Origin of the sequence: Ruegeria sp. HKCCA4812, assembly GCF_013034245.1 — a bacterium.
Classification (GTDB): Bacteria; Pseudomonadota; Alphaproteobacteria; order Rhodobacterales; family Rhodobacteraceae; genus Ruegeria.
Map to the genome: position 1 here is coordinate 883,935 of NZ_WQFQ01000001.1, position 24,866 is coordinate 908,800.

26 protein-coding genes are annotated in these 24,866 nt (G+C 58.0%); 2 read left to right on the forward strand and 24 right to left on the reverse strand.

Annotated elements, in window-relative coordinates; all coding sequences use genetic code 11:
* Positions 1 to 98 precede the first annotated feature (98 nt).
* From GOW04_RS22135 to GOW04_RS04470, 5 genes are all read right to left on the reverse strand, one after another.
* On the reverse strand, positions 99 to 221 hold the full coding sequence (locus tag GOW04_RS22135; RefSeq protein WP_256367496.1) for a hypothetical protein: 123 nt from the start codon (positions 219 to 221) through the stop codon (positions 99 to 101).
* A 112-nt stretch (positions 222 to 333) separates the two neighbouring features.
* The gene (gene recG / locus GOW04_RS04455; RefSeq protein ID WP_171231660.1) at positions 334 to 2,424 is read right to left on the reverse strand and encodes an ATP-dependent DNA helicase RecG; all 2,091 of its coding nucleotides are present in this window, start codon (positions 2,422 to 2,424) and stop codon (positions 334 to 336) included.
* Complete coding sequence (gene ligA / locus GOW04_RS04460; protein WP_171231661.1) at positions 2,421 to 4,673, reverse strand: NAD-dependent DNA ligase LigA; 2,253 nt, start codon at positions 4,671 to 4,673, stop codon at positions 2,421 to 2,423. Before ligA ends, recG begins: the two co-directional genes overlap by 4 nt.
* 123 nt (positions 4,674 to 4,796) lie before the next feature.
* A complete protein-coding gene (gene ctrA, locus GOW04_RS04465) occupies positions 4,797 to 5,513 on the reverse strand; it encodes a response regulator transcription factor CtrA (RefSeq protein WP_152457936.1) in 717 nt (238 codons plus the stop codon).
* Between the two features lie 86 nt (positions 5,514 to 5,599).
* Positions 5,600 to 5,893, reverse strand: a complete 294-nt coding sequence (locus GOW04_RS04470) for a DUF1153 domain-containing protein (RefSeq protein ID WP_171231662.1) — start codon at positions 5,891 to 5,893, stop codon at positions 5,600 to 5,602.
* Between the two features lie 128 nt (positions 5,894 to 6,021).
* Between GOW04_RS04470 and mnmA the strand changes: the two genes are divergently transcribed.
* Positions 6,022 to 7,167: a tRNA 2-thiouridine(34) synthase MnmA gene (mnmA, locus tag GOW04_RS04475; protein ID WP_152457934.1), complete on the forward strand. Its 1,146-nt coding sequence runs from the start codon at positions 6,022 to 6,024 to the stop codon at positions 7,165 to 7,167.
* Here the strand turns inward: mnmA and GOW04_RS04480 are convergent.
* The 19 genes from GOW04_RS04480 to GOW04_RS04565 form a co-directional block, all read right to left on the reverse strand.
* Positions 7,164 to 7,709, reverse strand: a complete 546-nt coding sequence (locus GOW04_RS04480) for a carboxymuconolactone decarboxylase family protein (RefSeq protein ID WP_171231663.1) — start codon at positions 7,707 to 7,709, stop codon at positions 7,164 to 7,166. The genes mnmA and GOW04_RS04480 overlap by 4 nt on opposite strands.
* A 99-nt stretch (positions 7,710 to 7,808) precedes the next feature.
* Entirely contained in the window at positions 7,809 to 8,384 is a 576-nt protein-coding gene (locus tag GOW04_RS04485) for a hypothetical protein (protein ID WP_171204731.1), read from the reverse strand.
* A complete protein-coding gene (lpxB, locus tag GOW04_RS04490; protein WP_171231664.1) occupies positions 8,377 to 9,543 on the reverse strand; it encodes a lipid-A-disaccharide synthase in 1,167 nt (388 codons plus the stop codon). Before lpxB ends, GOW04_RS04485 begins: the two co-directional genes overlap by 8 nt.
* On the reverse strand, positions 9,543 to 10,337 hold the full coding sequence (locus GOW04_RS04495; protein ID WP_171231665.1) for an LpxI family protein: 795 nt from the start codon (positions 10,335 to 10,337) through the stop codon (positions 9,543 to 9,545). The genes lpxB and GOW04_RS04495 overlap by 1 nt, the downstream gene beginning before the upstream one ends.
* Before the next feature lie 4 nt (positions 10,338 to 10,341).
* Positions 10,342 to 11,127 carry an acyl-ACP--UDP-N-acetylglucosamine O-acyltransferase gene (gene lpxA, locus GOW04_RS04500; protein WP_171231666.1) on the reverse strand — a complete coding sequence of 262 codons (786 nt, stop codon included), beginning with the start codon at positions 11,125 to 11,127 and terminating at the stop codon, positions 10,342 to 10,344.
* The gene (fabZ, locus tag GOW04_RS04505) at positions 11,124 to 11,597 is read right to left on the reverse strand and encodes a 3-hydroxyacyl-ACP dehydratase FabZ (protein WP_152457928.1); all 474 of its coding nucleotides are present in this window, start codon (positions 11,595 to 11,597) and stop codon (positions 11,124 to 11,126) included. The genes lpxA and fabZ overlap by 4 nt, the downstream gene beginning before the upstream one ends.
* 74 nt (positions 11,598 to 11,671) lie before the next feature.
* The gene (locus GOW04_RS04510; RefSeq protein WP_171231667.1) at positions 11,672 to 12,250 is read right to left on the reverse strand and encodes an OmpH family outer membrane protein; all 579 of its coding nucleotides are present in this window, start codon (positions 12,248 to 12,250) and stop codon (positions 11,672 to 11,674) included.
* Between the two features lie 6 nt (positions 12,251 to 12,256).
* On the reverse strand, positions 12,257 to 14,509 hold the full coding sequence (gene bamA, locus GOW04_RS04515) for an outer membrane protein assembly factor BamA (RefSeq protein ID WP_371814346.1): 2,253 nt from the start codon (positions 14,507 to 14,509) through the stop codon (positions 12,257 to 12,259).
* 235 nt (positions 14,510 to 14,744) lie between these two features.
* The gene (locus GOW04_RS22140) at positions 14,745 to 14,873 is read right to left on the reverse strand and encodes a hypothetical protein (protein ID WP_256367495.1); all 129 of its coding nucleotides are present in this window, start codon (positions 14,871 to 14,873) and stop codon (positions 14,745 to 14,747) included.
* A 78-nt stretch (positions 14,874 to 14,951) separates the two neighbouring features.
* A complete protein-coding gene (rseP, locus tag GOW04_RS04520) occupies positions 14,952 to 16,304 on the reverse strand; it encodes an RIP metalloprotease RseP (protein WP_171231669.1) in 1,353 nt (450 codons plus the stop codon).
* A gap of 4 nt (positions 16,305 to 16,308) precedes the next feature.
* Positions 16,309 to 17,481 carry a 1-deoxy-D-xylulose-5-phosphate reductoisomerase gene (dxr, locus tag GOW04_RS04525; protein ID WP_171231670.1) on the reverse strand — a complete coding sequence of 391 codons (1,173 nt, stop codon included), beginning with the start codon at positions 17,479 to 17,481 and terminating at the stop codon, positions 16,309 to 16,311.
* Entirely contained in the window at positions 17,481 to 18,263 is a 783-nt protein-coding gene (locus GOW04_RS04530) for a phosphatidate cytidylyltransferase (RefSeq protein ID WP_152457923.1), read from the reverse strand. Before GOW04_RS04530 ends, dxr begins: the two co-directional genes overlap by 1 nt.
* Positions 18,260 to 18,991 carry an isoprenyl transferase gene (locus GOW04_RS04535; protein ID WP_171116012.1) on the reverse strand — a complete coding sequence of 244 codons (732 nt, stop codon included), beginning with the start codon at positions 18,989 to 18,991 and terminating at the stop codon, positions 18,260 to 18,262. Before GOW04_RS04535 ends, GOW04_RS04530 begins: the two co-directional genes overlap by 4 nt.
* 9 nt (positions 18,992 to 19,000) lie before the next feature.
* Positions 19,001 to 19,564, reverse strand: a complete 564-nt coding sequence (frr, locus tag GOW04_RS04540; RefSeq protein WP_171116013.1) for a ribosome recycling factor — start codon at positions 19,562 to 19,564, stop codon at positions 19,001 to 19,003.
* A gap of 181 nt (positions 19,565 to 19,745) precedes the next feature.
* Positions 19,746 to 20,741 carry an acryloyl-CoA reductase gene (gene acuI / locus GOW04_RS04545; protein WP_171231671.1) on the reverse strand — a complete coding sequence of 332 codons (996 nt, stop codon included), beginning with the start codon at positions 20,739 to 20,741 and terminating at the stop codon, positions 19,746 to 19,748.
* Between the two features lie 89 nt (positions 20,742 to 20,830).
* Positions 20,831 to 21,934 (reverse strand): dimethylsulfoniopropionate demethylase, encoded by a 1,104-nt coding sequence (locus tag GOW04_RS04550; RefSeq protein WP_171231672.1) that lies wholly within the window; start codon positions 21,932 to 21,934, stop codon positions 20,831 to 20,833.
* Positions 21,935 to 22,465 carry a DinB family protein gene (locus GOW04_RS04555; protein ID WP_371807865.1) on the reverse strand — a complete coding sequence of 177 codons (531 nt, stop codon included), beginning with the start codon at positions 22,463 to 22,465 and terminating at the stop codon, positions 21,935 to 21,937.
* Positions 22,462 to 23,166: a DUF1326 domain-containing protein gene (locus GOW04_RS04560; RefSeq protein WP_152457918.1), complete on the reverse strand. Its 705-nt coding sequence runs from the start codon at positions 23,164 to 23,166 to the stop codon at positions 22,462 to 22,464. Before GOW04_RS04560 ends, GOW04_RS04555 begins: the two co-directional genes overlap by 4 nt.
* A 4-nt stretch (positions 23,167 to 23,170) precedes the next feature.
* Positions 23,171 to 23,935 carry a DUF2182 domain-containing protein gene (locus tag GOW04_RS04565; RefSeq protein ID WP_171232043.1) on the reverse strand — a complete coding sequence of 255 codons (765 nt, stop codon included), beginning with the start codon at positions 23,933 to 23,935 and terminating at the stop codon, positions 23,171 to 23,173.
* Positions 23,936 to 24,050: 115 nt separating this feature from the next.
* Between GOW04_RS04565 and GOW04_RS04570 the strand changes: the two genes are divergently transcribed.
* Positions 24,051 to 24,782: a FadR/GntR family transcriptional regulator gene (locus GOW04_RS04570; protein ID WP_171231673.1), complete on the forward strand. Its 732-nt coding sequence runs from the start codon at positions 24,051 to 24,053 to the stop codon at positions 24,780 to 24,782.
* The last annotated feature ends 84 nt before the right edge of the window (positions 24,783 to 24,866 follow it).

The window sequence follows — 24,866 nt, forward strand, 5'->3', positions numbered from 1 at the left end:
GCAAGGCCCCTCAAGGGGTTTGGGACAGGCAGGTCACCCTTGACTGAAATGGGGATGACAGCGCGGTTTTTTCGGCACGAGATCGCAGGCAGAAAGGTTTAGAAGCCAACCGGCAGGTGCAAGGCGACCATCAGGATCACGACCAGAGACATCACGCCCACGGCATCCTGTAGGATCGTCGATTGTGAGCGGCTGAATACGGTCTTGATCTGGGTCAGCATAGTATCACCTCCGGTCAGAGCTTTAATCCTTTGTTGACCTTTTGTTCTCATATTTATCCGAGTCGGTAAAGAACTTTTTAAGAACATTTGTGAACTTTCTGGAACTTTTTGCCTAACCTACTGAAATCAAACGGATCGCCTGATCCTGCTTCATCAGCCACAAAAGTACGCGCGCCGCGCGCCCCCGGGCCGAGGTCAGCTTGGGATCCGCATTCAGCAATGCCCGGGCATCGGATTGGGCCACGGCCATCAAGCCGGCCTGACGCTCCAGATCCGCAATGCGGAACTTTGGCAGACCGGACTGCGCAGTTCCGATCAGATCCCCGGCGCCGCGCATCTCCAGATCGGTTTCCGAAATACGGAACCCGTCTTCGGTTTCACGCAGAACCTCCAGCCTTTTGCGCCCCCCCTCGCTGAGCGGCGGCTGATACATCAACAAACACGTCGATTCCGCATCACCCCGGCCCACGCGGCCGCGCAATTGATGCAGTTGGGCCAGACCAAAGATTTCGGCCCGTTCGATGACCATGATCGTGGCATTGGGCACATTGACCCCCACTTCTATGACGGTCGTGGCCACAAGAACCTTGGTGTCCCCGTTCTGGAATGCGGACATTGCCGCGTCTTTTTCCGACGGCGGCATTTGCCCGTGAACCAGCCCGACCACACCTTCGCCCAATATGGCACGCAAGCGTTTGAACCGTTCTTCAGCTGCCGTCAGATCTGAAACCTCTGATTCATCGACCAAAGGGCAGACCCAATAACATTGCCGCCCCTCATCAATCGCCCGACGCAGATGCGACACGACCTCGTCCATGCGCTGCGTACTGACAATCGCTGTCTTGATCGGTTTGCGCCCCGGCGGCTTTTCGTCCAGCACCGAGACATCCATATCGCCATATTGCGCCAGCGCCAGACTGCGTGGAATCGGGGTGGCGGTCATCACCAGAACATCCGCGCCCTGCCCTTTTTCCGACAACTCCATCCTCTGGCGCACACCAAACCGGTGCTGTTCATCAACTATGGCCAAGCGCAGCGCTTTGAATTCAACATCACTCTGAAACACGGCATGGGTGCCGACCAGAATTTGGACATTGCCATTTTTCAAAGCCTCAAGCTTGGCGCGCCGCTCTGCGCCCTTGTCACGCCCGGTGAGCAGTTCCAACACCACTCCGGCCTCTTCCGCCAACGGGCGCAACCCTTCCAAGTGCTGGCGGGCGAGTATCTCGGTCGGGGCCATCATCACGCCCTGCCCTTTAGCCTCGACTGCAATCAGAAGGGCCATGAAGGCCACCAATGTCTTGCCGGCCCCCACGTCACCCTGCAACAATCGGTTCATGCGGGAATCCGATGCCATATCGGCCGCGATTTCCTCGATCGCGCGGCTTTGTGCGCTGGTCGGACGATAAGGAAGGCTGGCCAACACCCTGGATTGCAACGCGCCTGTCCCTACGCTGACGACACCACGGTATTTCCGCTCTCGCTGACGCGCCAGAGCCAGCGTCAACTGATGGGCGAACAGCTCGTCATAGGCCAGACGCTGACGCGCGGGCGCAAATGGTGAGACATCATCAGCCCCCTGAGGATTGTGGCCAGCACGAATTGCCGAGATCCAATCCGGCCAGTTTTGCTGTGCCATCTGCGCCGGGTCGATCCATTCCGCCAGCTTTGGCGCCCGCGCCAATGCGCTGCGGGTGGCCTTGAAGGCCGTCTTTTGAGTCAGCCCCTGTGTCAGATGATATACCGGTTCGAATTCCGGAATTTCACTGGCTTGCTCAACCGGCAACATATGATCCGGATGCACCATCTGAGCCATCCCGTCGAACAGCTCCAGCTTGCCCGAGATCACACGGCGCGCGCCCTGAGGCAGTACTCTTTTCAGATAGTCCCCGCGCGCGTGAAAGAAAACCAGCTGAAAATCGGCCTGGCTGTCTTCGACATGCACGCGGTATGCGCCACCCTTGTTTCGAGGCGGCCTGTGTGGGCCGACAGTCACTTCGACCGTCAACGTCGCAGGCAGATCGACGCCCTGAATCGTCTCTCGCCGACGTCGGTCGACGACGGCATAAGGCAGGCCGAACAGAACGTCGCGTGGGCTCTCAACGCCGGCCTGTTCCAGAACTTGCGCGGTCTTGGGGCCGACGCCCTCGAGTGTTTCAAGCCCCGCAAACAGCGGGAACAGCTGTTCCGGCCTCCCGCTCATGCGCCTTCGATCAGCTGCAACCAGCCATCCTCATCCAGAGTTTCGATACCCAGCTCTGCCGCTTTCCTGGCTTTCGAACCCGCACCGGGCCCGGCGACCAGAATATCTGTTTTCTTGCTGACGGAACCGGAAACCTTCGCACCCAACGCCTCGGCCCGTGCCTTTGCCTCGGCTCGGGTCATCTTTTCCAGAGTACCGGTGAACACGACCGTCTTGCCAGCCACCGGGCTGTCTGAGGCGGGCGCATCAGGTGCGACGATTGTCAGTTCCTTGCGCAACGTATCGAACGCGCGCCTCTCTTCCACGTTCGAAAACGCATCGGACAGGGACAGACCCAGCGTTGCGCCGATCCCGTCTATTCCGATCAATTCAGCCCAGGCGGCATTGGCATCCGGCGGAACGCGCGCCGCGGTTATGGCCGCATCCCGCACTTCCTTGACACGTGCCCGACGACCTTCTGCCAGCGCGGCCGCCCGTTCGGCATCCTCGGCCTCATCCGCTTGCCGCTGAGCCAGAGCTGCCGGGCGGGCGGTGTCCAGGGCCTGCGTCATGGTCTCCCAATCGCGGTAAAACAGCGCCAGATCGCGCGCTCCGACCTCGCCGACATGTCGAATGCCCAAAGCGAACAACAGGCGCGCAAATGGAATAGTCCGCTTTTCGTCGATCGCGGCAAACAGATTTCTGGCCGAGGTTTCCCCCCACCCATCCCGGTTTTTCAGCCGTGCCAGATTGGCCCTGTCACGCTGTTCCAATGTAAAGATATCCGCCGGAGTCTTTATCGGAAGGATCGGATCATCATAGAACATCTCGATCTGTTTCGCGCCAAGGCCTTCTATGTCAAACGCCTTGCGCGAGACGAAATGTTTCAGCTTTTCAACGGCCTGCGCGGGGCAAATCAAACCACCGGTGCAGCGACGGACCGCATCACCTTCTTCACGGATCGCCTCGCTTTGACATTCCGGACAGCGCGTCGGAAAGATAAAGGGCTGCGAACCGGCCGGGCGCTTGGACAGATCAACATCTGACAGTTTCGGAATCACATCCCCGGCGCGGTATACCTGAACCCAGTCACCGACACGAATATCCTTGCCATCGCGGATCGTGCCGCCCTTGGCATCGCGCCCCGCGATATAGTCTTCGTTGTGCAAGGTGGCGTTGGACACAACAACACCGCCCACCGTCACCGGATGCAACCGTGCAACCGGGCTAAGCGCGCCTGTACGACCGACCTGAATGTCGATCGCTTCCAGCCTCGTCCAGGCCAGTTCGGCCGGGAACTTGTGAGCAATCGCCCATCGCGGCGTAGTTGAGCGGAACCCCAAACGCGCCTGAAGCGACAGATCATTCACCTTGTAGACGACCCCGTCGATGTCATAGCCCAAGGTGGAACGTTGCGCTTCGATATCCCGGTAATGTTCCAGCATCTCTTGCGTCGTTTTGCACAGGCGGGTCAGGGGATTCGTCGAAAATCCAAGTGATTTCAACCGCTCGATCGCCCCCATCTGCGAGTCCGACAATGGCTCTGAAACCTCTCCCCAGGCGTAAGCAAAGAAACGCAACGGGCGCGCGCGCGTGATTTCCGGATCCAGTTGCCGCAAAGACCCCGCCGCCGCGTTTCTTGGATTGGCAAAGGGTTTTCCGCCGCGCTCTGCCTGCCGCGCGTTCAACGCCTCGAAATCCGCGTGAGACATGTAAACCTCACCCCTGACTTCCAGAACCTCGGGCGCGTTTTTCAGGTGCTGCGGGATATCGGATACCGTGCGGGCGTTGGCAGTTACGCTTTCACCGACTTCACCATCTCCGCGCGTGGCAGCCTGAACAAGCCGTCCGTTTTCATACCGCAATGACAGCGACAGGCCATCAATCTTGGGTTCGGCGGTGTAGGCCAGACTTTCACCAGCCCCAATGCCCAGGTATTTCCGGATCGACCTGTCGAAATCGGCCACGTCGTCATCATCGAAAGCGTTGCCCAGCGACATCATGCGCACGGCGTGCGTGACTTTCGAAAAACCATCAGCAGGCTTTGCACCCACTTGATCCGTCGGGCTGTCGGGACGCTTGAGATGAGGGAAGCGCGCTTCTATCTCGGCATTGCGCCGTTTGAGAGCGTCATAGTCGGCATCCGACATGTCAGGCGCATCAGCCGTATGATACAGCGTGTTTGCTTTCAACAATAGTTCGGCCAGACGTGCAAGCTCGGCACGCGCCTCATCTTCCGTCAGCTCGGATATGGTAATTAAGTTGCTCATGGCCTCGCCCTGTCACGCGTACTTGGACCTCAGTGATAGGGCGAGGCCATGGCCAGGTCCAGACGTGCTGAGCCGTGAGTGCAATGTGCCGCCCTGGACCACCGGCGGCACGGGTGGTTCAAATCAAAGCCCGACCGCCATCCGTGTTTCGTCCAGCGTGTTGCTTTGCGGATCTCGCAGCACATAGCCACGGCCCCAGACGGTTTCGATATAGTTCTCTCCGCCGGTCGCATTGCTGAGCTTTTTGCGTAGTTTGCAGATGAACACATCGATGATTTTCAGTTCAGGTTCATCCATGCCGCCATACAGGTGGTTCAGAAACATTTCCTTGGTCAAAGTCGTCCCCTTGCGCAGGCTGAGCAGCTCGAGCATCTGGTATTCTTTGCCGGTCAAATGAACCGTCTTGCCATCCACTTCCACGGTTTTTGCATCAAGGTTCACCGCAATTCGCCCTGTATGAATGATCGATTGCGAATGCCCTTTGGAACGGCGGATGATGGCATGGATGCGTGCCACCAGTTCTTCGCGATGGAAGGGCTTGGTCAGATAATCATCGGCACCAAAGCCGAATCCCTTGATCTTGCTTTCGGTATCATCAGCACCGGACAAAATCAGAATCGGCGTTTCCACCCTGGCGATCCGCAACTGGCGCAGAACCTCGTGCCCGTTCATGTCCGGCAGGTTCAAATCCAGCAAGATCAGGTCGTAGTCATAGAGTTTCGCCAGATCGATTCCTTCTTCGCCAAGATCCGTCGCATAGACGTTCAGGTTCGCATGCGTCAGCATCAGTTCGATGCTTTTGGACGTGGTCGGATCATCCTCGACTAGAAGTATGCGCATTTTTCACTGCTCCAATTCGGGTCAATAATTCCAATTAAAATTAAACCTGACCAAGAATGGTTAATCTGACGTTACCGTTGAATCATTTATTCACGCTCTCCTTTAGGTTGTCGATACTTTTTTAGCGCCGTCGCCTTCAACGCCTCGGCGCCGTGTTCCGCGACCAAAGAAACCCAACCGTTGAATTCTTCGTCGCTCAGGCCGTATTTCATTTTTGCGTCAGACAGGCTGATCAGCCCGTAAAGCACCCCACGCACGACAAGAATCTTGCGTGACGCCACCCATCGCCTGGTGTTCGCGGGCGGCAAATCCGCATGCGTCAAAATGGATCCATCCGGCAGAGCAACAGACCTTGGCCCTTCAACTTTGTGCAAATACATCGCTTTACCCTTCTTGCTGCACCAAAGCTGCCCTCAGCCTACTTAAAGTCGCGTGAAACCGCCCCTTGAGAGTGTGTAGAATTTTCCTATATTCTGCCGGTCTTTCTTAACCCGGACTGGAATCTGCAATGGCCCTCGATACCGAGACCCCGCTGAACTCGCTTGGCTTTGCCAAACCACCCTCGGAAACGCGGGTCGTTGTGGCGATGTCGGGGGGCGTCGACAGTTCCGTTGTCGCGGCCTATCTGGCCGATCAGGGCTATGATGTGGTCGGTGTGACTTTGCAGCTATATGACCACGGCGCGGCATTGGCCAAGAAAGGTGCCTGTTGCGCTGGAATCGATATTCATGATGCGCGACGCGTGGCGGAAGAACGCGGATTTCCACATTACGTTCTGGATTACGAGAACATCTTCAAGGATGCCGTGATCGACGAGTTTGCCGACAGCTATCTGGCAGGCGCGACGCCGGTTCCCTGCATCCGCTGCAACGAGCGCGTGAAATTCAAGGACCTTCTGGAAACCGCCAAGGATCTCGAGGCAGACTGCATGGCCACCGGCCATTACATTCAGCGCAAGATGGGCGCCAACGGACCGGAACTGCACAGCGCCGAAGACGCCAATCGCGATCAGTCCTATTTCCTGTTCTCGACCACGCCAGAGCAACTGAATTTTCTGCGCTTCCCGCTGGGCCACCTGCCGTCAAAAGACGCAACCCGTGAGATGGCGGCGCAGTATGGGCTGTCGGTGGCGGACAAGCCCGACAGCCAGGATATCTGCTTCGTGCCCGACGGCAACTATGCCAGCGTCATCGAAAAACTGCGCCCCGGAGCCGCGGAACCCGGCGAGATCGTTCACGCCGATGGCCGCGTACTGGCGCAGCACAACGGCGTGATCCACTATACGATCGGGCAACGTCGCGGTCTTGGTATCGGCGGCCTCAGCGAGCCGCTTTACGTCGTCAAACTGGACGTCGACAAAAAGCAGGTCGTTGTCGGCCCGAAAGAGATGCTGGCAACGCGCGTCGTTCCGGTGCGCGAGATCAACTGGCTGGGCGATGAACCCTTCTCGTCACGCGATGAATGGCATCTGTCCGTCAAAGTCCGCTCGACCCGCCCGCCACGCGAGGCAATCATTCGGCCGCTGTCGGACACCACGGCCGAGGTCGAACTGCTGACCCCCGAGGAAGGAATCTCGCCAGGGCAGGCCTGCGTATTTTACGCAAACGAAGGCAGCCGCGTGTTCGGCGGCGGCTGGATCTGGCGTGGGTATTAGGCTGAAACCGGCTCGACCTCGGGTTCGATCTGAATCTGCAATGCATCGTTGAACCGATTGAACGCACCGCACAAGGCGATGCGCCAGGTCAGCTCAACGATCTGGGCATCGGTGAACCATTCCCTCAGATCCGCCACTTCGGCATCCTTCATACGGCCCGACCGGATCGTCACGGCTTCGGCATAACGCACGACCGCCTTGTCACAGGCATCCAGTTCCGGATGATCCTCGACGTCCGGCAGACGCGCCGCCCCTTCGGGGCTCAGCCCCGCCACGGTCAGCAGCGGTGTGTGATGCGAGACGCAATAATCGCAGGCATTCAGTTTTGAAACCGTCACCATCGCCAGCTCCAACGCACGGCGCGGCAGGGTCTCCTGCTCTCGCAGGGTCGTCAGCATTCCCGTGACGTGGTTCAGAACCGGAGGGCAATTCGCTGCGACGCGGGCCCAGTTTTCAAATGGTCCGTAGGCGCCCAATGCAGCGTGGGACGCGCGCGCGTCGGCCGTCATTTCCTGATCCGACAAAGGGGGGACGCGGGTCATGTCGAAAGCTCCTTTTCTGGGTCACGATACCTTGGACCTGCGCCCCAGCAACAGACCTTGCAGGTCACATATGCGAGACGGCGCGCTCTCTTTGCGGGGTCACAACATATCGGTGGGAGAATTGAAGAGAATATAGAGCCCGACGCAGACCATGATATATGGCGCAATCCGATCCAGCCGGGCAACGCGCGGGCCAAGGCTTTTGGCGTGGGGTGCCCCCCATGCCGCAACAACAACCAGCAAGGCGGCCGCGCTGGCGGCACCGATCAACGCAACAACCCGATAGGACGGCGCCGAATCCGCAAGCAGAGGGGTCATTACCGCAAAACTGTCTATCGAGAGGCTCAGGAAAAGCGTCACCACCGAAGTCACCGCCCCTTTTGACTCCGCACCTTCGGTGTCCGCGTCGCGAAACTGATGCCAGATTCCGCGCAAGCCAAACACCAGCGGGACAAGGCCAAGATAGCCGATCCAAAACGGAAGGCCGCTCTGGTTCAGGCCCACGGCTACGGTCATGGCCAGGGAAAGTACGATCGTCTGAGCGACGGCAAAGCCCACGATCGCACGGCGCTGTTCCATCACCAGAATCAAGCCCAACAAAACAGCCAGATTGTCCAGATTGGTAGAGATCATCGCGATCCCCGCAGAGACTGCAAACAGCGCGTGATCAAGCATTGCGTGGCTGCATTCTGTTCAAAACCGCTCGCGCCGCGCGCAAGCCGGGTGCTTCGCCCCCACGCCCCAACCTGTCCATGGTCAGGTTCATGGCTTGCTGTTGCGCATCGGGGGCGTCGGCGACATTTCGCAAGGCTTCGGCGATTTTTTGAGGCTGACAATCATCCAGCAGACATTCCGGCACGGCGCGTGTTTCCGAAACCAGATTGACCAGTGTAACGGTGTCCAGCTTGACCATCCGTTCCGCCATTTTCTGCGTCAGCCAGTTGAGTTTGTACGCAATGACCATCGGCGTATTCTGCGCCGCAAGTTCCAGCGAAACCGTTCCCGAAGCAGCAAGGGCAAGATCTGCGGCGCCAAAGGCCGCTCGTTTGTCGGCCGTGGCTTGCTCTGCCCCCACCTGGCGCGGGTCCAGCACCACGGGGGTGCCCGGCCATTCCGGCACCAGGTCGTTTATCAGATCGGTTGTCGCACCTACGGTCGGGATCACCACGCGGTAATTCGGGTGGTCATCGAAAAACAACCGCAACGCGCCGCCGAAAGACTCTGCCAGACGTTCGATCTCACCCCGCCGAGACCCGGGCAAGGCCAGCAGGATCGGCGCATTGCCCAGATCAAAGCGGTGGCGGAAGGCGGCGATCTCATCTGGTGTTGCAATCGGTTCGCCAACCACTGGATGGCCGACAAAGTCGCATTCCATCCCTGCCCGCTCCATGTACGGAGGTTCAAAAGGAAGAAGCGCCAGCACATGGTCGATGACCTTTGCCATCTTGCCTGCACGCCCGGGGCGCCAGGCCCAGACACTGGGGGCAACATAATGCACGGTTCGGATGTTGCTGTTGGCTTTTACGATTTTGGCGACGCGCAAGCTGAAATCCGGGCTGTCTATGGTGATTAGAACATCCGGTTTCGTGTCCAGCACCGCCTGTGCCGTCTCGGAAATCCGCCGTTTCAGGTGGAAAAACTTCGGCAGCACTTCGACAAGCCCCATGACCGAGAGTTCGGACATCGGGAACCGGCTGCGCAGACCCTGCGCTTGCATCAGCTGGCCTCCCACACCGTCGAATTCAACCTCGGGCACCAGGGTTTTCAACCCCTCCATCAGCGCGCCGCCCAACCGGTCACCCGAAGGTTCACCGGCGACCAGAAAGACACGCATCAGACCGCCCGCTCGCGGATATAGAGAAACAGACCCAGACGGTTGCATTCAGCGATGACACGCTCTTTTTCCAGAACCAGTACACCGCCTTTTTCCAAAACGATCCCGGACAAACCTGCCGCAACCGTGTCGGTAACGGTTTCCGGCCCGATGGCGGGCAAATCGGCGCGCCGATCCTGATCGGGTTTGGGACCTTTGAAAAGAATGCCGCCGCCAGCGTCGGGGCGTTGGGTCAGGGAGTGCAGCATCCACGCGGTGCCGAACACTCCCTCGATGGCCAGCGCCTGCCCTTTTGACACGGCACAGGCCTGCCCGGTATCCGCCGCCCCCATTGCCCGAAGAATCCCGGCGGCGCGGTCAGCGTCGGCCATGTCGGCGTCCGAGGGCTGGGTTTCGGTCAGACATCCCACAGGCGGCAACAAACCGGGCGCGATCTCATGCGCGGCCCTGAGGGTGAGGCCGGCCCCTTCAAGAATTCCGATCACGGCGCGCAAAGCGCCGTCATCCCCGGACAGGATGGCCTTTTGGATGATCGGAACCAGTGGCAGCGTCGCGGCGTCGATGCGCGAGGGGTCGATTGGCGGGCGCCGAACAGCGCCGGCCAGACAGATATCGGTCACGCCCCGCGCCTTCAGGTCAGCGATGAAACTGCCCAGCTGTTCCAGAGGAAACACGACATCCGCGCTCAGGGTGTCCGGCAGAAACCCCTCCATCGCGCAGATCAGAGGACGTTCTGTCAACTGCGCAACAACTTCGGTCGGCAGCGCCCCGGTTCCCGCAATCAACGCAAGCATGACCCTATTTCCTCGGGGTCAGGAAGGATCGGTCACTGTGACCGGTGACGAAATCCACGATCTGCTGCACATAGTCGCTTTCGTTGCCTTCACCGATCCGGCTGGCGCGATCCATAAAGGTGCCTTCGCCGTCGGACAATTCCTTGAAGGCCGCACGCAGCGCCGAGATATCTTCACGCGAGACACCCTTGCGCTTGAGACCGACGAGGTTTAGGCCATCCAGCTCACCCCTCGACGCCTGTACCAGACCGTAAGGAATAACATCTTTCGGCACCATGGTCAGCGCGCCAATAATGGCCCCGCGTCCAACGCGCACCCATTGATGCAACCCCGAAATGCCACCGACGATCACGTCGTCTTCGACGATGCAATGCCCCGCCGCGCCGGCATGGTTCACCATGATCACACGGTTGCCGATCTGAACGTCATGGGCCACGTGAACACCCGCCATCAACAGGCAGTCGTCACCGATCCGCGTGACCCCTCCGCCACCTTCCGTCCCGGTATTGATTGTCACATGCTCGCGAATGCGGTTGCGTTTGCCAATCTCAAGCCGGGTGTTTTCGCCGCTGAATTTCAGATCCTGAGGGATCTCACCAATCACCGAGAAATGGAACACGACGGTATCGTCGCCGATCGAGGTGTCGCCCGTCACGACCACATGCGATTTCAACTCGACCCGATCGCCCAGTTTCACCTGTGGGCCCACGTGGCAGAAGGGACCGATGATACAATCCTGTCCAATCTGCGCGCCATCTTCAATAATTGCGCTGGGATGGACTCCGTTCATGTTGTTTTTTCCATATCCCAGTCGACATAGGCCGAGAATTCCGCCTCGGCGGCGACTTCGCCTTCGACAGTTGCGCGGCCGCTGAATTTGAACAGCTTTCCGCCTTTTTTCCCACGCACGGTTTCCACATGCATTTCCAGCACATCACCGGGCACAACCTTGCGGCGGAATTTGCACTTGTCGATGCTCATGAAGTAAATCAACAGTTCGGTGTCGATGACGTCCATTCCCACACCCAGCATCACACCGGCGGTCTGCGCCATTGCCTCGACAATCGTGACACCCGGCATGATCGGCGTACCGGGGAAATGCCCCTGAAAATGCGGTTCGTTCATGGTGACATTCTTGATTCCGCGCGCCGACTGATAGCCCGAGATATCTACCACCTTGTCGACCAGCAAAAACGGATAGCGGTGCGGCAGGATCCTCTGGATCAGCTGAATGTCTGCGCTTTTGGTTTCTGTGCTCATGATGCAGATATCCCGTCTTGGATGTTTCTTTTTTTTGCGTGGTTAGCAATACAGCACTGCAAGGGCAAGCGAACCTATTCGCCCTGACCCTGTTGCAAATCGCTTCCATCACCAATCGCGGCGTTTATTCGGATGATTGCGGCTTCGGTGATGTCGGACGTGCTGACGACGACATTGGATCGCTCGATCATCACGCTGGCCCCAATTTCGCGTAACAGATCGACAAGCACCGGGCGCACAATTTCGGAAAAGGTCTGCTGGGCTTCTTCGCTGCGACGGGCCAGAACATCCAGCTTTGCCCTTTGCCCCTCGCGATGGGACTGAACCTTGAGATCAAACGCCTCGGCCAGGGGGCGGAACTCGTCGGCCGACATGGTGGCGCGCTGCTCGGTGAGTTCCTTTTCTTCGCGGCTCAGTTCCGCGACAATCCGTTGGTTTTCTTCGGCCAGTAAGGCGCTTTCCTTTTCAATTTCGCGAAAAACGCGCTGTCCAAAGGCGGACTTGGCAAACAGCTCTTCACTGGACAGGGTGACAACACTGGCTTGTGGCACACCAAGCTGCTGTGCATTTGCCAAAGGCGCCGAGACCATCGTCACAAATGCACACAGGGCCCAAAGCGGGCCCCGTGTTCTGCCAAGCAATCTGTTCAGCATCGCGGATCAGAACCGGGCCTGGATCGTGAAGTCAAAGTTCTGCTCCTTGTCGAAAGATTCTTTCTTGAGAGGCTGCGAAAAGTTGAACTGCAACGGCCCGAATGGAGTTTCCCAGAGCACCGAAATCCCAATCACGTGCCGGATCGATCCGTTTGCACCGACAATAGTTGCACCTGCCGTATTGACGTTGTCGATGTTGTAGAGGTTGCCAACATCATAGAACAAGCCACCGCGCAGACCGAGTTCCTCGGGAAGACCCAGCGGGAAGTCGGTTTCGAAACGGGCAACCCAGTAGTAGTTGCCCCCGATCGCGTCATCCTGACCGTTGGACAGGTCACGCGGTCCGATACCCGCAGGTTCGAAACCCCGGAAAGTATTGGGGCCCAGCACAAACCGGTCAACGGTACGGCTGAAATCGTTTCCGCGCCAGTGCAGAGCGCCCAGTTCCATCGTTGCCCGAAGCACCACCTCTTCGTTCCAAACCCGGGTTTGCGCGATGCCACGTGCCGTGGTCTTGAAGAATTTGTTGTCCCCACCAAGTCCGGCGGCATCAACACCTACTTCAAACAGAACGCCAGTGTTGGGGTCCAGGCCGCCGAGACGGCTGTCATAAATGTAGGACAGTCCCAATGAACTGGACGTCCGTTTGCCCTGCGCAATTTCAGAAGAAATCACCGCACCGTTAACTTCATTGTCCTGCTGCGTCATCTCGCTGCGGTCCCAACCATAGCGAACCCGCAGAGCCGACAATTCACCAATCGCGTAGGTCAGTTGAGGTGCAAAGAAAAGACTGCTTGTGTCGTAACTTGCAAACCCGGAATTGGTGGCTGACAACCCCAGACCAAGGTCAAAGCGCAGCTTGCGGCCCAGCAGATAGGGCTCTGTAAAGCTGAGCGTATATTGTTCCGAGTCCTGCGCGGTGGAGATCGAGACACCAAGGTTCTGGCCACGGCCCAGGAAGTTGGATTCGTTCAGACCAATTGCAATCCCGAAACCGTCCGTAACCGAGTAGCTGCCTCCAAGGCTCAGCGAGCCGGTGGGTTGTTCTTCAACGTCTACATCCAGAATGACCTGGCTAGGCGACGATCCCTCGCGCGGTTCGACTTCGGCGACAGCAAAGAAGCCCAAGGCATTGATACGCTCCGCAGCCTGACGGATTTCGCGTGGATTGAACGGGTCGCCTTCGACAGTGTCAAACTGCCGGCGGATCACTCGGTCCAGGGTGGTTGTGTTGCCTTCAATATCGATCCGCTCGACAAAGATCCGAGGACCTTTTGTCAGAACAAATTCGACATCCAAAGTCAGATCGCGGTCATTGCGCGTTACACGAGGTTCCACCCGAAGGAAATCCACGCCTTGCTTCAGGCCCAGTCGCTCTTGTCTTGTAATCGAGTTTTCAACAAGCGTCGGCGTATATGTGACGCCGGGTTTGATCTTCAGCGCGTCCTGATAAGGTGCCGGATCGACGCCCGGAATTTCGCTGACGGTCGTGATTTTACCGAACGAGAATTTTTGGCCCTCGGTTACATTCATCACCAGGAAAAAAGCATCCCTTTCACGGGTAAACTCGACGTTGGCGCTGTTCACACGGAAGTCGACATAGCCTCGTGAAAGGTAGAAATCCCGAATGACCTGCTTGTCGAATTCGATACGATCGCCGATGAACGTGTCGTTCCGGAAGAACGTCCGCAGGAAGGTTGCCTGCTTGGTTTCCAGAACACGGCGCAAACGACGGTCCGAAAAGGCACGGTTGCCAACAAAACTGACACGTTCCACTTCAATGGTCGTGCCTTCTGCCACTTCAAAAACCAGATCAACTCGGTTGTCGCTACGGCGGATAATCCGAGGGATTACGGTCGCGGCAACTCGGCCTTGGGCTGAATACACTTCAGCAATCATGTCAGCGTCAGACTCGGCCAACTGCGGGGTAAAGACGCGGCGCGGCTGAGATTCGATAACGTCCAACAACACGTCGTCTTTGACACGGGCGTTACCCTCGATGCTGATCTGATTGATCGTCGGATATTCCTGAACCGTGATGACCAGCGTAGACCCCCGCGGCGTCAGCTCAACTGTTTCAAATACACCACTGTCAAGCAAACGCTGATAGGCATCATTGAGCTGGCCCGCAGTTACAGTCTGGCCAGGTTCGATTCCCGTTCGGGCGATGATCGTACCGGTTTCAATCCGGCGATTGCCCTCAACATCAAACGAATTGATCGTATAGTTTTGCGCCTGTGCTGCATGCGGAAAAGTCATTAAGCTCGCAGCAACAAAAAGGAAAAGAACCGCTAGCGCCTGCCACAAAATATTGTTTGTTGGCATTTGCTGCCCGCAGGATGTGCCCGCCCCTCGCCTGTCAGTCATTTTTTGCTCTACCCAGAATTTAAGACTTTAATGCTGAGTAGCGGGATTGAATGAGCTTGTCAAAAGGCGAAATAGAAGCAGCCGCGAAGACTGCCATTCAAATTGACGACGTTAATTTCGGTAAGAATCACATGGCCGCCAGATAGGCGGCACCTGCCATGGCCAACGCCGTAACCGCAAAGCTCAGCAGAACATCCCAATTCAGCACGAACAGGAAGCTAAAGCTCTGATACGATTTTTTCAGCGTTTTGGTCATGGCTTTTCCCTCAGACGCAAAAACCATAACGTCAAAATGAGGCAATATTGCGGCCCAATCTTGCGCCACGCGCCACAATTAGCAGAACAAATCGTTGCTCACTGAAAACAGCATGAGGGTGAGAATTAAGGTGATCCCTACCCCCATGAGCACCCGCAAGGCCCCATCACTGGGTGGTTTCCCTGCAATGGCTTCATAGGCGTAGAACACGAGATGCCCGCCATCCAATGCCGGGATCGGAAACAGGTTCAGCAATCCGACCGCCGTCGACAGAACCGCGATGAAGAAAATGAAGTTCTGCGCCCCCTGGCTGGCCATTGCCCCCGAGGTTTCGGCAATTCCGATCGGCCCCGAGATGTTGCAGGTGCTGATTGCCCCCGTCACCATGTGCCATATACCCGACAGCGACCCTTCGATAATGCGGCCCGTCTGTCTGACACCGCCGGTCAGTGAATCCAGAATACCAGCCGGTTCAGTTGCCGGCTCCAGCATCATGCCCCCGATGATCCCAATCCGCCAATGGGTGACGAAACCGCCATCCGGCTGAGGTTCATCCGTGCGTCGCGGGGCCAATGCGAATTCCAGCTCGGACCCATCCCGCCAGACGTCCAACAGAAGAACCCGGCCATCGGACCCTTCGACAAAATCCTTCAGCTGCTCGAAGGCAAAGATCGGCTCCCCGTTCACCGCCGTGATGACATCGCCTTGTTTCAGCTGAATATCCATCGCCGCGCTGCGTGGGGCCACTTGGCGGATCAGGGGTGGAAACATCCATGGTGCTTGTACATCCAGCGTTTCACCGTCCCGGATCACCGTGTAATCCAGAACCGGTTCCACAGGCAGCGCCTCGATAAAGTCCTGCCAGGCCCCCTCTTCATCATAGTCAGGTGTCGGAACACCGGCGATGGCCGTGATCACATCACCTTCTCTCAGCTCCTGCACAGTGCCCGGCAAGGGTTGCAACGATCCGACTGTCAGCGGCTCTTTCGATACGCCTTGTGACCAGAAAATCAGGCCAAACACCAGAATGGACATGACGAAGTTGAAGACAGGTCCGGCCGCGACCGTTGCGGCCCGTGCCCACAAAGGGGCACCGTGCATGGTGCGGCGCAGCTCTTCCGGGCTTTGGGTAGCGATGCCTTCCATCGCCTTTTCATCCTTGCCCGATGCTGCATTGGCATCGCCCAGGAACTTCACATACCCCCCAAAAGGCAGCAACGCGATCTGCCATCTGGTCCCCCGTTTGTCGACACGGCTCCAGAGAACCGGGCCAAACCCGATCGAGAACACTTCGGCATGGATACCGGACCAACGCCCCACAATGTAGTGGCCGTATTCGTGCACCGCGACGATGACCGACAATGCGATGACAAACGCGACAATCGTCCAGAGAAGATTGCCAAATTGCGGGATTAGGGAAAGTACGTCCAAAATTCTATCCTGCTCGTTCCACCACAGCGTCATCGACCCACTGACGTGCCAGATGGTCTGTTTGCTGTACGTTATCAAGGGTCATCGGGGCATCAATAAGGCTGTCTGACGCGTCGAACCTGTCGAGAACCGCGGCGACGGCATCAGCCATATCCAGAAATCCGGTCCGGCGCGCGATGAAATGATCCAGCGCACGTTCCTTCGCGGCGTTGAAAACAGCACCCGCCAGGCCGCCACGCGCCATCACGTCTCGGGCCAGTTTCAATGCGGGATAACGTGCCAGATCCGGCGCGTTGAAACGCAACTGCCCCAGCTTGGCCAAATCAAGGCGCTGTATCGGCAATTCCCGTCTTTCGGGCCAATGCAGCGCGTAACCGATGGCGTGGCGCATATCGGGTGCCCCCATATGGGCCATCATCGCACCATCACGATAGCCAACCAGGGCGTGTACTATGGATTCCGGATGAACCAGCACTTCGATCTGATCCGGTTCGACACCGAAATATTCTTTTGTTTCGATGACTTCCAACGCTTTGTTGAACATCGATGCGCTGTCGATAGTGATACGCTGCCCCATATCCCAATTCGGATGGCTGGAAGCTTGTTCAACAGTCGCGTTCACCAGTTCACTCAGGGGCCAATCTCGGAACGCCCCGCCGCTGGCGGTGATGATCACACGCTCGACTGTTTCGACGTCTTCACCGACCAAAGCCTGAAACACCGCCGAATGCTCGCTGTCGACCGGCAGCAATCGCGCACCATGCTGTTTGGCCGTTTCCAGAACCAATGATCCTGCGCAGACCAATGTCTCTTTGTTTGCCAGCGCCAGGGTCGCCCCCTGTTTCAACGCCTCGATGCCCGGCGCCAACCCGGCCGAGCCGACAATGGCCGACATGATCCAATCCGCCGGACGTGCCGCAGCCTCGACGATCGCACGCCGGCCCGCAGCCGCCTCGACGTCACTGCCGGCCAAAGCGGAACGCAGGTCATCAAGCCGGTCTTCATGAGCGGTGACGGCAATATCGGCACCGAGCCGACGCGCGTCATCCGCAAGCCTTTGAATATTGGCACCACCGGTCAAGGCCACGACGTCATACTCGGACGGTGCGCGCGAAATCAGATCAATCGTGTTCTGCCCGATCGACCCGGTGGCTCCAAAAACAGATACCTTTCGCATTACATTTCACCCGGCGAATAGATCAGCCCCGCGATCAGAACAAACAGCGCGGCCCCCATCATGCCATCGAACCGATCCAGAAAGCCGCCATGGCCCGGTATCAGGTTCGAACTGTCTTTAACACCGAACTTGCGCTTGACCGCGCTTTCGACAATATCACCGGCCTGACTTGCCATTGAAGCCAAAACGGAAACAACGACAAAAGCGAATCCAAAGCCGGCCAGGCTTGCAAAAACCGCGCCGACACATGCCGCGGCGGCCCACCCGCCGGCGGTTCCCGACCATGTTTTCTTCGGGCTGACTTTGGGCCAAAATTTCGGGCCACCAACTGCCTTGCCCACGAAATAGCCCGCGACGTCCGTGGCAACCACGACAGCAATCAGCCAAACCATCCAGCCAAAACCGGAATTTTCGCGGATCGAAATGAAACCCAGCCCGGCCCCGACGATCCAGACCACGAACATCCCGAACAGAACCTTCGAACGACTGATCTGCCCCACTCCCACAAGCGCTGGCGCAAGCACGACCGGCAAAGTGTAAATTGGCGGGAGATGATAGCTGAGAACCACGGTGATACTTGTCAGAATCCCCAATTGAACGGCCACGCCGCGGGCTTGCGGGTCGATCATTCGAACCAATTCCCACGTCATCAGACCACAGGCTGCGGCAATGAAGGTTTCGAACCACCACCCGCCAAGCCAGACTTCGATTGATCCGATCACGACCAGAACCGCAGCAGAAAGAACCCGTGTTGTCAGGTCAGACCATCGGCCGTCTCTCATGCCAGAACCGCTCCAAACCGCCGATCTCTGGTGCCGTAATTCTGGCACAGACGGGCCAGTTCAGCAGCAGTGAAGTCCGGCCAGAGGGTGTCGATGAATTCATATTCCGAGTAAGCCGATTGCCAAAGAAGAAAGTTTGAAATCCGCGCTTCACCGCTGGTTCGAATAACAAGGTCGGGATCAGGAAGAACCCGCGTATCCAGATACTTAGGAAGAGTTTCTTCATCCACCTCTTCGGGTTTCAGCCGCCCTTCAGCCACATCCCGCGCCAGACGCTTGGTGGCGCGTGCTACTTCGTCGCGCCCACCGTAATTCAGCGCGACGGTCAAATGAACCAGATCGTTGTTCTTGGTTTCTTCTTCCAGCGAGTCCATCAACTCGATCAACTTGGAATCCAGCCGGACTCGATCTCCGATGAACCGAACGCGGATGCCATTATCCGCAAGTGTCCGGGTCTCCTTTATGATATAGCGGCGGAACAGGTTCATCAGGCCGGCCACCTCGACCTGGGTCCGCTTCCAGTTTTCGGTCGAAAAAGCGAACACCGTCAGGTACTTGATCCCCAAACCTGGGCAGGCCTCGACAACCTCGCGCACGCGCCGCGCACCGGCATGGTGGCCGAACAGCCGGGGACGGCCGCGTGCCTGCGCCCAACGACCATTGCCATCCATGATGATGGCCACATGGCGCGGGCCGGACTCCAGCTCGGTTTGCGGGTCTTTTGGCATCAGTTCGGCTCAGACCTGCATGATTTCGGCTTGCTTGGTTTCGAGCGCAGCATCTACGGCCTTGATCATCTCATCCGTCATGTCCTGAACTTCACTTTCCCAAAGCTTCTGGTCATCTTCCGACATGCCGTCCGCCTTGGCCTTCTTGATCTGATCCATGCCATCGCGACGCACGTTCCGGATCGCAATGCGCGCGTTTTCCGCGTAGTGACCGGCGACCTTGCTCAACTCGCGGCGACGTTCTTCGTTCAACTCGGGTATCGGCAGCATTATGATGGTGCCGTTCAATTGCGGATTGATCCCAAGGCCGCTTTCGCGGATGGCCTTTTCCACCTTACCCACCAGTGACTTGTCCCAGACGTTTACAGTGACCATTCGCGGTTCGGGCACGTTCACGGTGCCCACCTGGTTGATCGGTGTCATCGAACCGTAAGCGTCAACCATGACAGGTTCCAGCATCGAGGCGGAAGCACGCCCTGTTCGCAATGATGCAAATTCGGTTTTCAAATTGGCCATTGCGCCATCCATGCGGCGCTGCAGATCATCGGTGTCCAGTTCGAAGTCGTCAGACATTCTGCTCACTCCCCGTCTTCAGGTAATCTTTGGATGGGTCTTACGCCATCGCAATTGGGATGTATAGCAATCATGATCGGGAATTGTATCAATGGCCAGAGGTGTTGCGACCAATTTGGGCAAACATCTTTTCCGGAACCTGGCCGAGTTTCTTCGGCCAGGTTGAGTTCATGGGTCAGCCTCAGGCGTTCACGTCCACCACGACGCGCCCCTTGACCTGACCTTTCAGAATGTCGGCGCCCAGTTGCGGCAGATCGGACAGACCGGCCGGTTGAACCATCGCCTCAAGCTTGTCCATCGGCAGATCCGTGGCGATCCGTTTCCACGCGCGCACCCTGTTGTCATAGGGCTGCATCACGCTGTCGATGCCCAAAAGGTTCACGCCGCGCAGCAGGAACGGAATCACCGTCGCTGGCAAAGCAGCGCCCCCTGCCAAACCAACCGCAGCAACTGAACATCCGTATTTCATCTGGCCCAGAACACGCGCCAGCATGGCGCCGCCCACAGCATCAACGCAGCCCGCCCATGTTTCGCTTTCCAGGGGACGTTTTGTAGTCTCGTTCAGGTCGTCGCGCGGCACGATGGTCGTCGCACCAAGTGATTTCAGATAGTCACCGGTTTCGGGCCGTCCGGTGACCGCGGCGACCTCATAGCCCAAGTTACCAAGAATGGCCGTGGCCACCGACCCTACACCGCCCGCGGCCCCGGTCACCAATACCGGTCCTCGATCCGGGGTCAGCCTATGATCCTCCAGCGCCATGACCGCCAGCATCGCAGTAAACCCGGCGGTGCCCACAGCCATTGCCTGACGCGTTGTCAGCCCATCGGGCAGCGGCACCAGCCAATCGGCCCGCGCGTTGGCTTTTTGCGAATAGCCGCCCCAGTGTGCCTCGCCAACGCGCCATCCGGTCAGAACAACCTTGTCACCGGGTTTGTAGCGGTCATCCGATGAGGCCTCGACCGTGCCGGCGTAGTCAATGCCCGGGACATGCGGATAGGCCCGCACCAGCCCGCCCCCTTTCGGAGACAGGCACAGGCCGTCCTTGTAGTTCACCGTGGAATACTCGACCGCAACCGTGACATCACCATGCGGCAGATCATCCACCGACAATTGTTTGATCGAGCCGGTGGCGAGTCCGCTCTCTTCATCCTTGTCCATCACAAGTGCATTGAACATTTGTCATTCCTTTCGTGTTCAGCGACCAGCCCATGTCGTCAGCTGGTTCAAAATATCCCGAGGTCGACGCGGCAGCGTCCTTGATTCTGCTAGATCCAGAAATGCGATTGCACGGTCGCGCGGCGCATCCCGGCCGGTGTTTCCACTTCCAGTTCCGTCCCGGCATCCCAATGGCTCAGGCGCACCATACCGATCGCCACATTGGTTTCAAAATCCGGAGACCAGGCCGCCGATGTCACCTGCCCCACGCGCTTGCCGCTTGCAAACAGGTCCCAGGGACGATCGCAGCCCGGAACCGGATCACCGGCGATGGCGATTGGCCGGATTTGCTGCACCGGCCCTTCCTTGGCGACACGCAACAGGGCATCCCGACCGATACAGCCAATCGCAGTATGCGTGTTGCAGAACTTTCCCAGACCGCATTCATGCGGGGTATTGTCGTCGGTCATGTCGTTCCCATAGGACAACAACCCGCCCTCAATGCGTTCGATCAGGTTCGGGCAGCCCGCGCGCACGTGCAGGTCTTCGCCGGCGGCAAACAGGGCGTTCCACAAAGGCATGCCGATATCGCCACCTTCCACGTATATCTCGAAACCACCCTGTTTCGAATAACCGGATCGCGCGACGGCCAGATCGCGCCCCTCGAACTCGAACATATCAAATTTGAAAAACCGGATGTCGCGCACACGGTCCCCGAAGACACGGGCCATCAGCTCGTCCGCTTTCGGGCCCTGAACGGCAAGCGGCGACACGTCCGGTTCGTCCACCAGCACATCCAGACGGTAGCCAACGGCGATACCCTTGACCCAGAGCAACAGATCGCTGTCTGCAATCGAGATCCACCAGCGGTCTTCAGACAACTTCACCGCGACCGGGTCGTTCAACATGCCGCCGGTCTCATCAACGATAGGCACATAGAAACACTGCCCCGGAAGCATACCGCGCAGATCACGCGGGGTCAGCATCTGCATCAGGCGCGCAGCATCAGGGCCACGCAATTCAACCTGCCGCTCGCACGACACATCCCAGACCTGCACATGGGCCTTCAGATGCCGGTAATCGGCTTCAACACTTTCAAAAACCGTCGGCAACAACATACGGTTGTAGACCGTATAGCCCTTGACCCCGGCAGCTTCGACTCCTTCCGAGAACGGAGTGCGCCGCAAGCGGCGTGAGGCGGAAATCTGCGGCATTCATACCTCCTGCGGCATAAAGACAATATCACTGACAGGCGCTTCCGAGCCCGTCTCGGTCAGCATTTTGTGCACTTGTCCCCTGTGATGGGTCTGATGATTGAAGAAATGGATCACGCACAGCGCGTAAGGCATTGTGACATCAGCCTCTTTTGCGGCGGAATACCACGTGAACGATCCGGTCAGCGGATCATCCCCCAGCCCTTCTGCCCAGTTCAGGATACGCGCATCGATCTTTTCGCGTAACGCCAACCAGCTTTGCAGATCCGGGCACAGGTATACGCTTTCATGGATACCTCCGCCTGCCTTGAGAATATTGCCATCTGGCCCGTCGCGCTTTTCGAAACGCGACATCCACATCCAGTCGCCCCATAGCAGATGGTTCACCGTGCCCATGATCGAGCCAAAGAACGCCCCGCGTTCAAGGGTCAGCTCCTTCGGTGTCAGAGATTGCAAAAACTCTGCCAACTGTTTGTTCTGCCAGTGATTGTAACGCGCCATTTCCTGCGCATACCCACCCGTGATCATCATTTGGGCCCGTGCCAGTCGATGGGGCAGATTTCAGCGGACTTGCCGCCAAAGTCCCAGACCCGGCCATAGTCGCGCACCTTCGATTTGGTGCCACGCGCCACGATGATGTCAGGTCCCATCCAATATTTGGAATTTGAGACCATCACCGGATGCTCCGGGTCCTTGCCCGCAAGCATCTCGATCTCTCCCTGGATTTTGCGACCAATCGCGATCCGACGTTTGTTTCCGTCGCGCTCAATCTGGACCGGCGCCCGTTCCGCACCAATGATCTCGCTGACCAGCATGGTAAACAGACCGGTCGTGCCGCCCGCCTGACCGCTGAAGATTTGCAACAAACCGTTATAAGCTTTGCCGCTTGCGCGCTCGTCGACATAAGCGGCGACTTTCCACTGGCCTTCCCCCATCCGGCCCGGAATATCGACCAGCAGTCCGACATTCAAACCCGACAGATCCTCGCCTTCATAGTGGCCTTCATCAACGATGATGCCCATCCAAGCATGGCAGTGACCTTCCGTCGGGGGATGTGCGCCCAGCGACACCACGCAGGGGCAAAACACGTCACATGAACAGTTCAGGATCAACTCGCCCTTGATGGCCCATTCCGTCGGGCTCATCTCTCGCCGCTTGGGATTGGGCATGCGGCTGTCGATACGCTGGCTGACGGGCAGCCGGTCGGCGTCTGGTTTTCTGTTTTTAGCCATTGGCTTATCCTCCGTAGCTAACTGGATACACGAGCAGGACAAGACCGCCCGCAATCAACACAAACCCCATTGGACGGGTCACGGCGTGCCCGATCTGAGGAAGTTTCTCCAAAACCATGAACAGGGTCGCGAGCCCCATCCACAACAGGCTCATGACACCGCCGACAAAGCCAAGTGCCATAAAGCCCCAGCAACAGCCGACGCAAAACGCGCCAAGACCCAGGCCCATGCGCACGCCACCTGCAAAACCTGTTCTCCAATGTCCCAGGAAATAGGTCATCGGGGCATGGCAGACACCGTGGCACACCTCTTTGGCGCGGGAAAACTGAAAGGCGCCCACGGCAATCATCAAGCCGCCCGCGACCCATCCGGATTTGGCAATTCCCAGCATATCGACAACACCGCCAAACAGCAGAACCAACTGAATTCCTGCGATCACGGCCGCAAACCCGACCCAGACGATGGAATACCCGGCCAGAACCCCCAGCCAGCCGGCGCGGCTGCCATTTGCGCTGCGGATCAGGTCATCGTAACTGCGCAGGGTCGGGATCAGGGTCGGCAGCATCATGGCCGCCATCATGATCGCCCACATTGAAAACAGCGGCCCGAACTCGGCCATGGGCATGTACATATCCATGCGCGGATCCATCGCGGCCATCGCCTGCCCCATCGGCCCCGGACGGCCGATCAGATCAAGGTCCATGTCCCGGCTCATCGAGAACATGACCCACCACGCCCACAAGATCAGAACATAAAAGCCCAGCCACATTCCGCTGCGCAGCCACGTACGACTCACTTCGGCCTCCCGACTCAACTCCCTTGCTTTTCAAATGTCAGACTTTTAAATGTCAGACAAATAAAAATTTGCCCAAGGTCGTCTGAAGATGAAAACCGCGCCCCGGAAAACCGCAGACCTGTCTGCCCAGATCGCCCAGGCCATTCGGGATGCGATCGTATCGGGTGAACTGATCGTGGACGCGCGCCTGCCTTCCGAAGCCGAACTGTCGGATCAGTTCCAGGTCTCTCGCCCGACCGTGCGTGAGGCATTGAAACGGCTGGCCGCGCAATCCTTGATCCGCACGCAACGCGGCGCTTCTGGCGGAGCGTTCGTGAATCGCCTGAGCTTTGAGGATGCCTATTCTCAGCAAGTCACGACTTCGACATTGCTGCTGTCGATGAATGCGGTCAGCTTCGATACCGCATGCGAGGCGCGATATGCCCTGGAAAGGGCCTGTGCGCCTTTGTCAGCGCAGCGGCGCACGGCAGATCACCTGGCGACCATGCGGGCAGAAATATTCCGCCAGTCTCAACCGGGACTGACGGACGAAGCATTTTGCGCCTCGGACGTGACTTTCCATCGCGCGCTGGTGGATGGGGCTGGCAACCCGGTCCTGTCCTATCAGCTGGCAGGCGCCGTGGAAGCGATGCAACCGCTGATGAACATGATCACGTTTACCGCGCGATCCCGCGAAGAGATCATCGGACTGCACAGCAGAATAGTGGACGCGCTTGAGGCAAAAGACGCGGACACCGTAGACACCGCACTTATTGATCTGGAACATTACACACGACGGCTGGCCCACGACGTGGTCGAAAGCAAACGTAAACCGACCTGAGGGCCGCATTCGAAACAAGATCAGAACAAGGGGCAAACAAGCGGGCAGATTGTCATCCGGCGCCAAGACCGGAACTCTCAATAT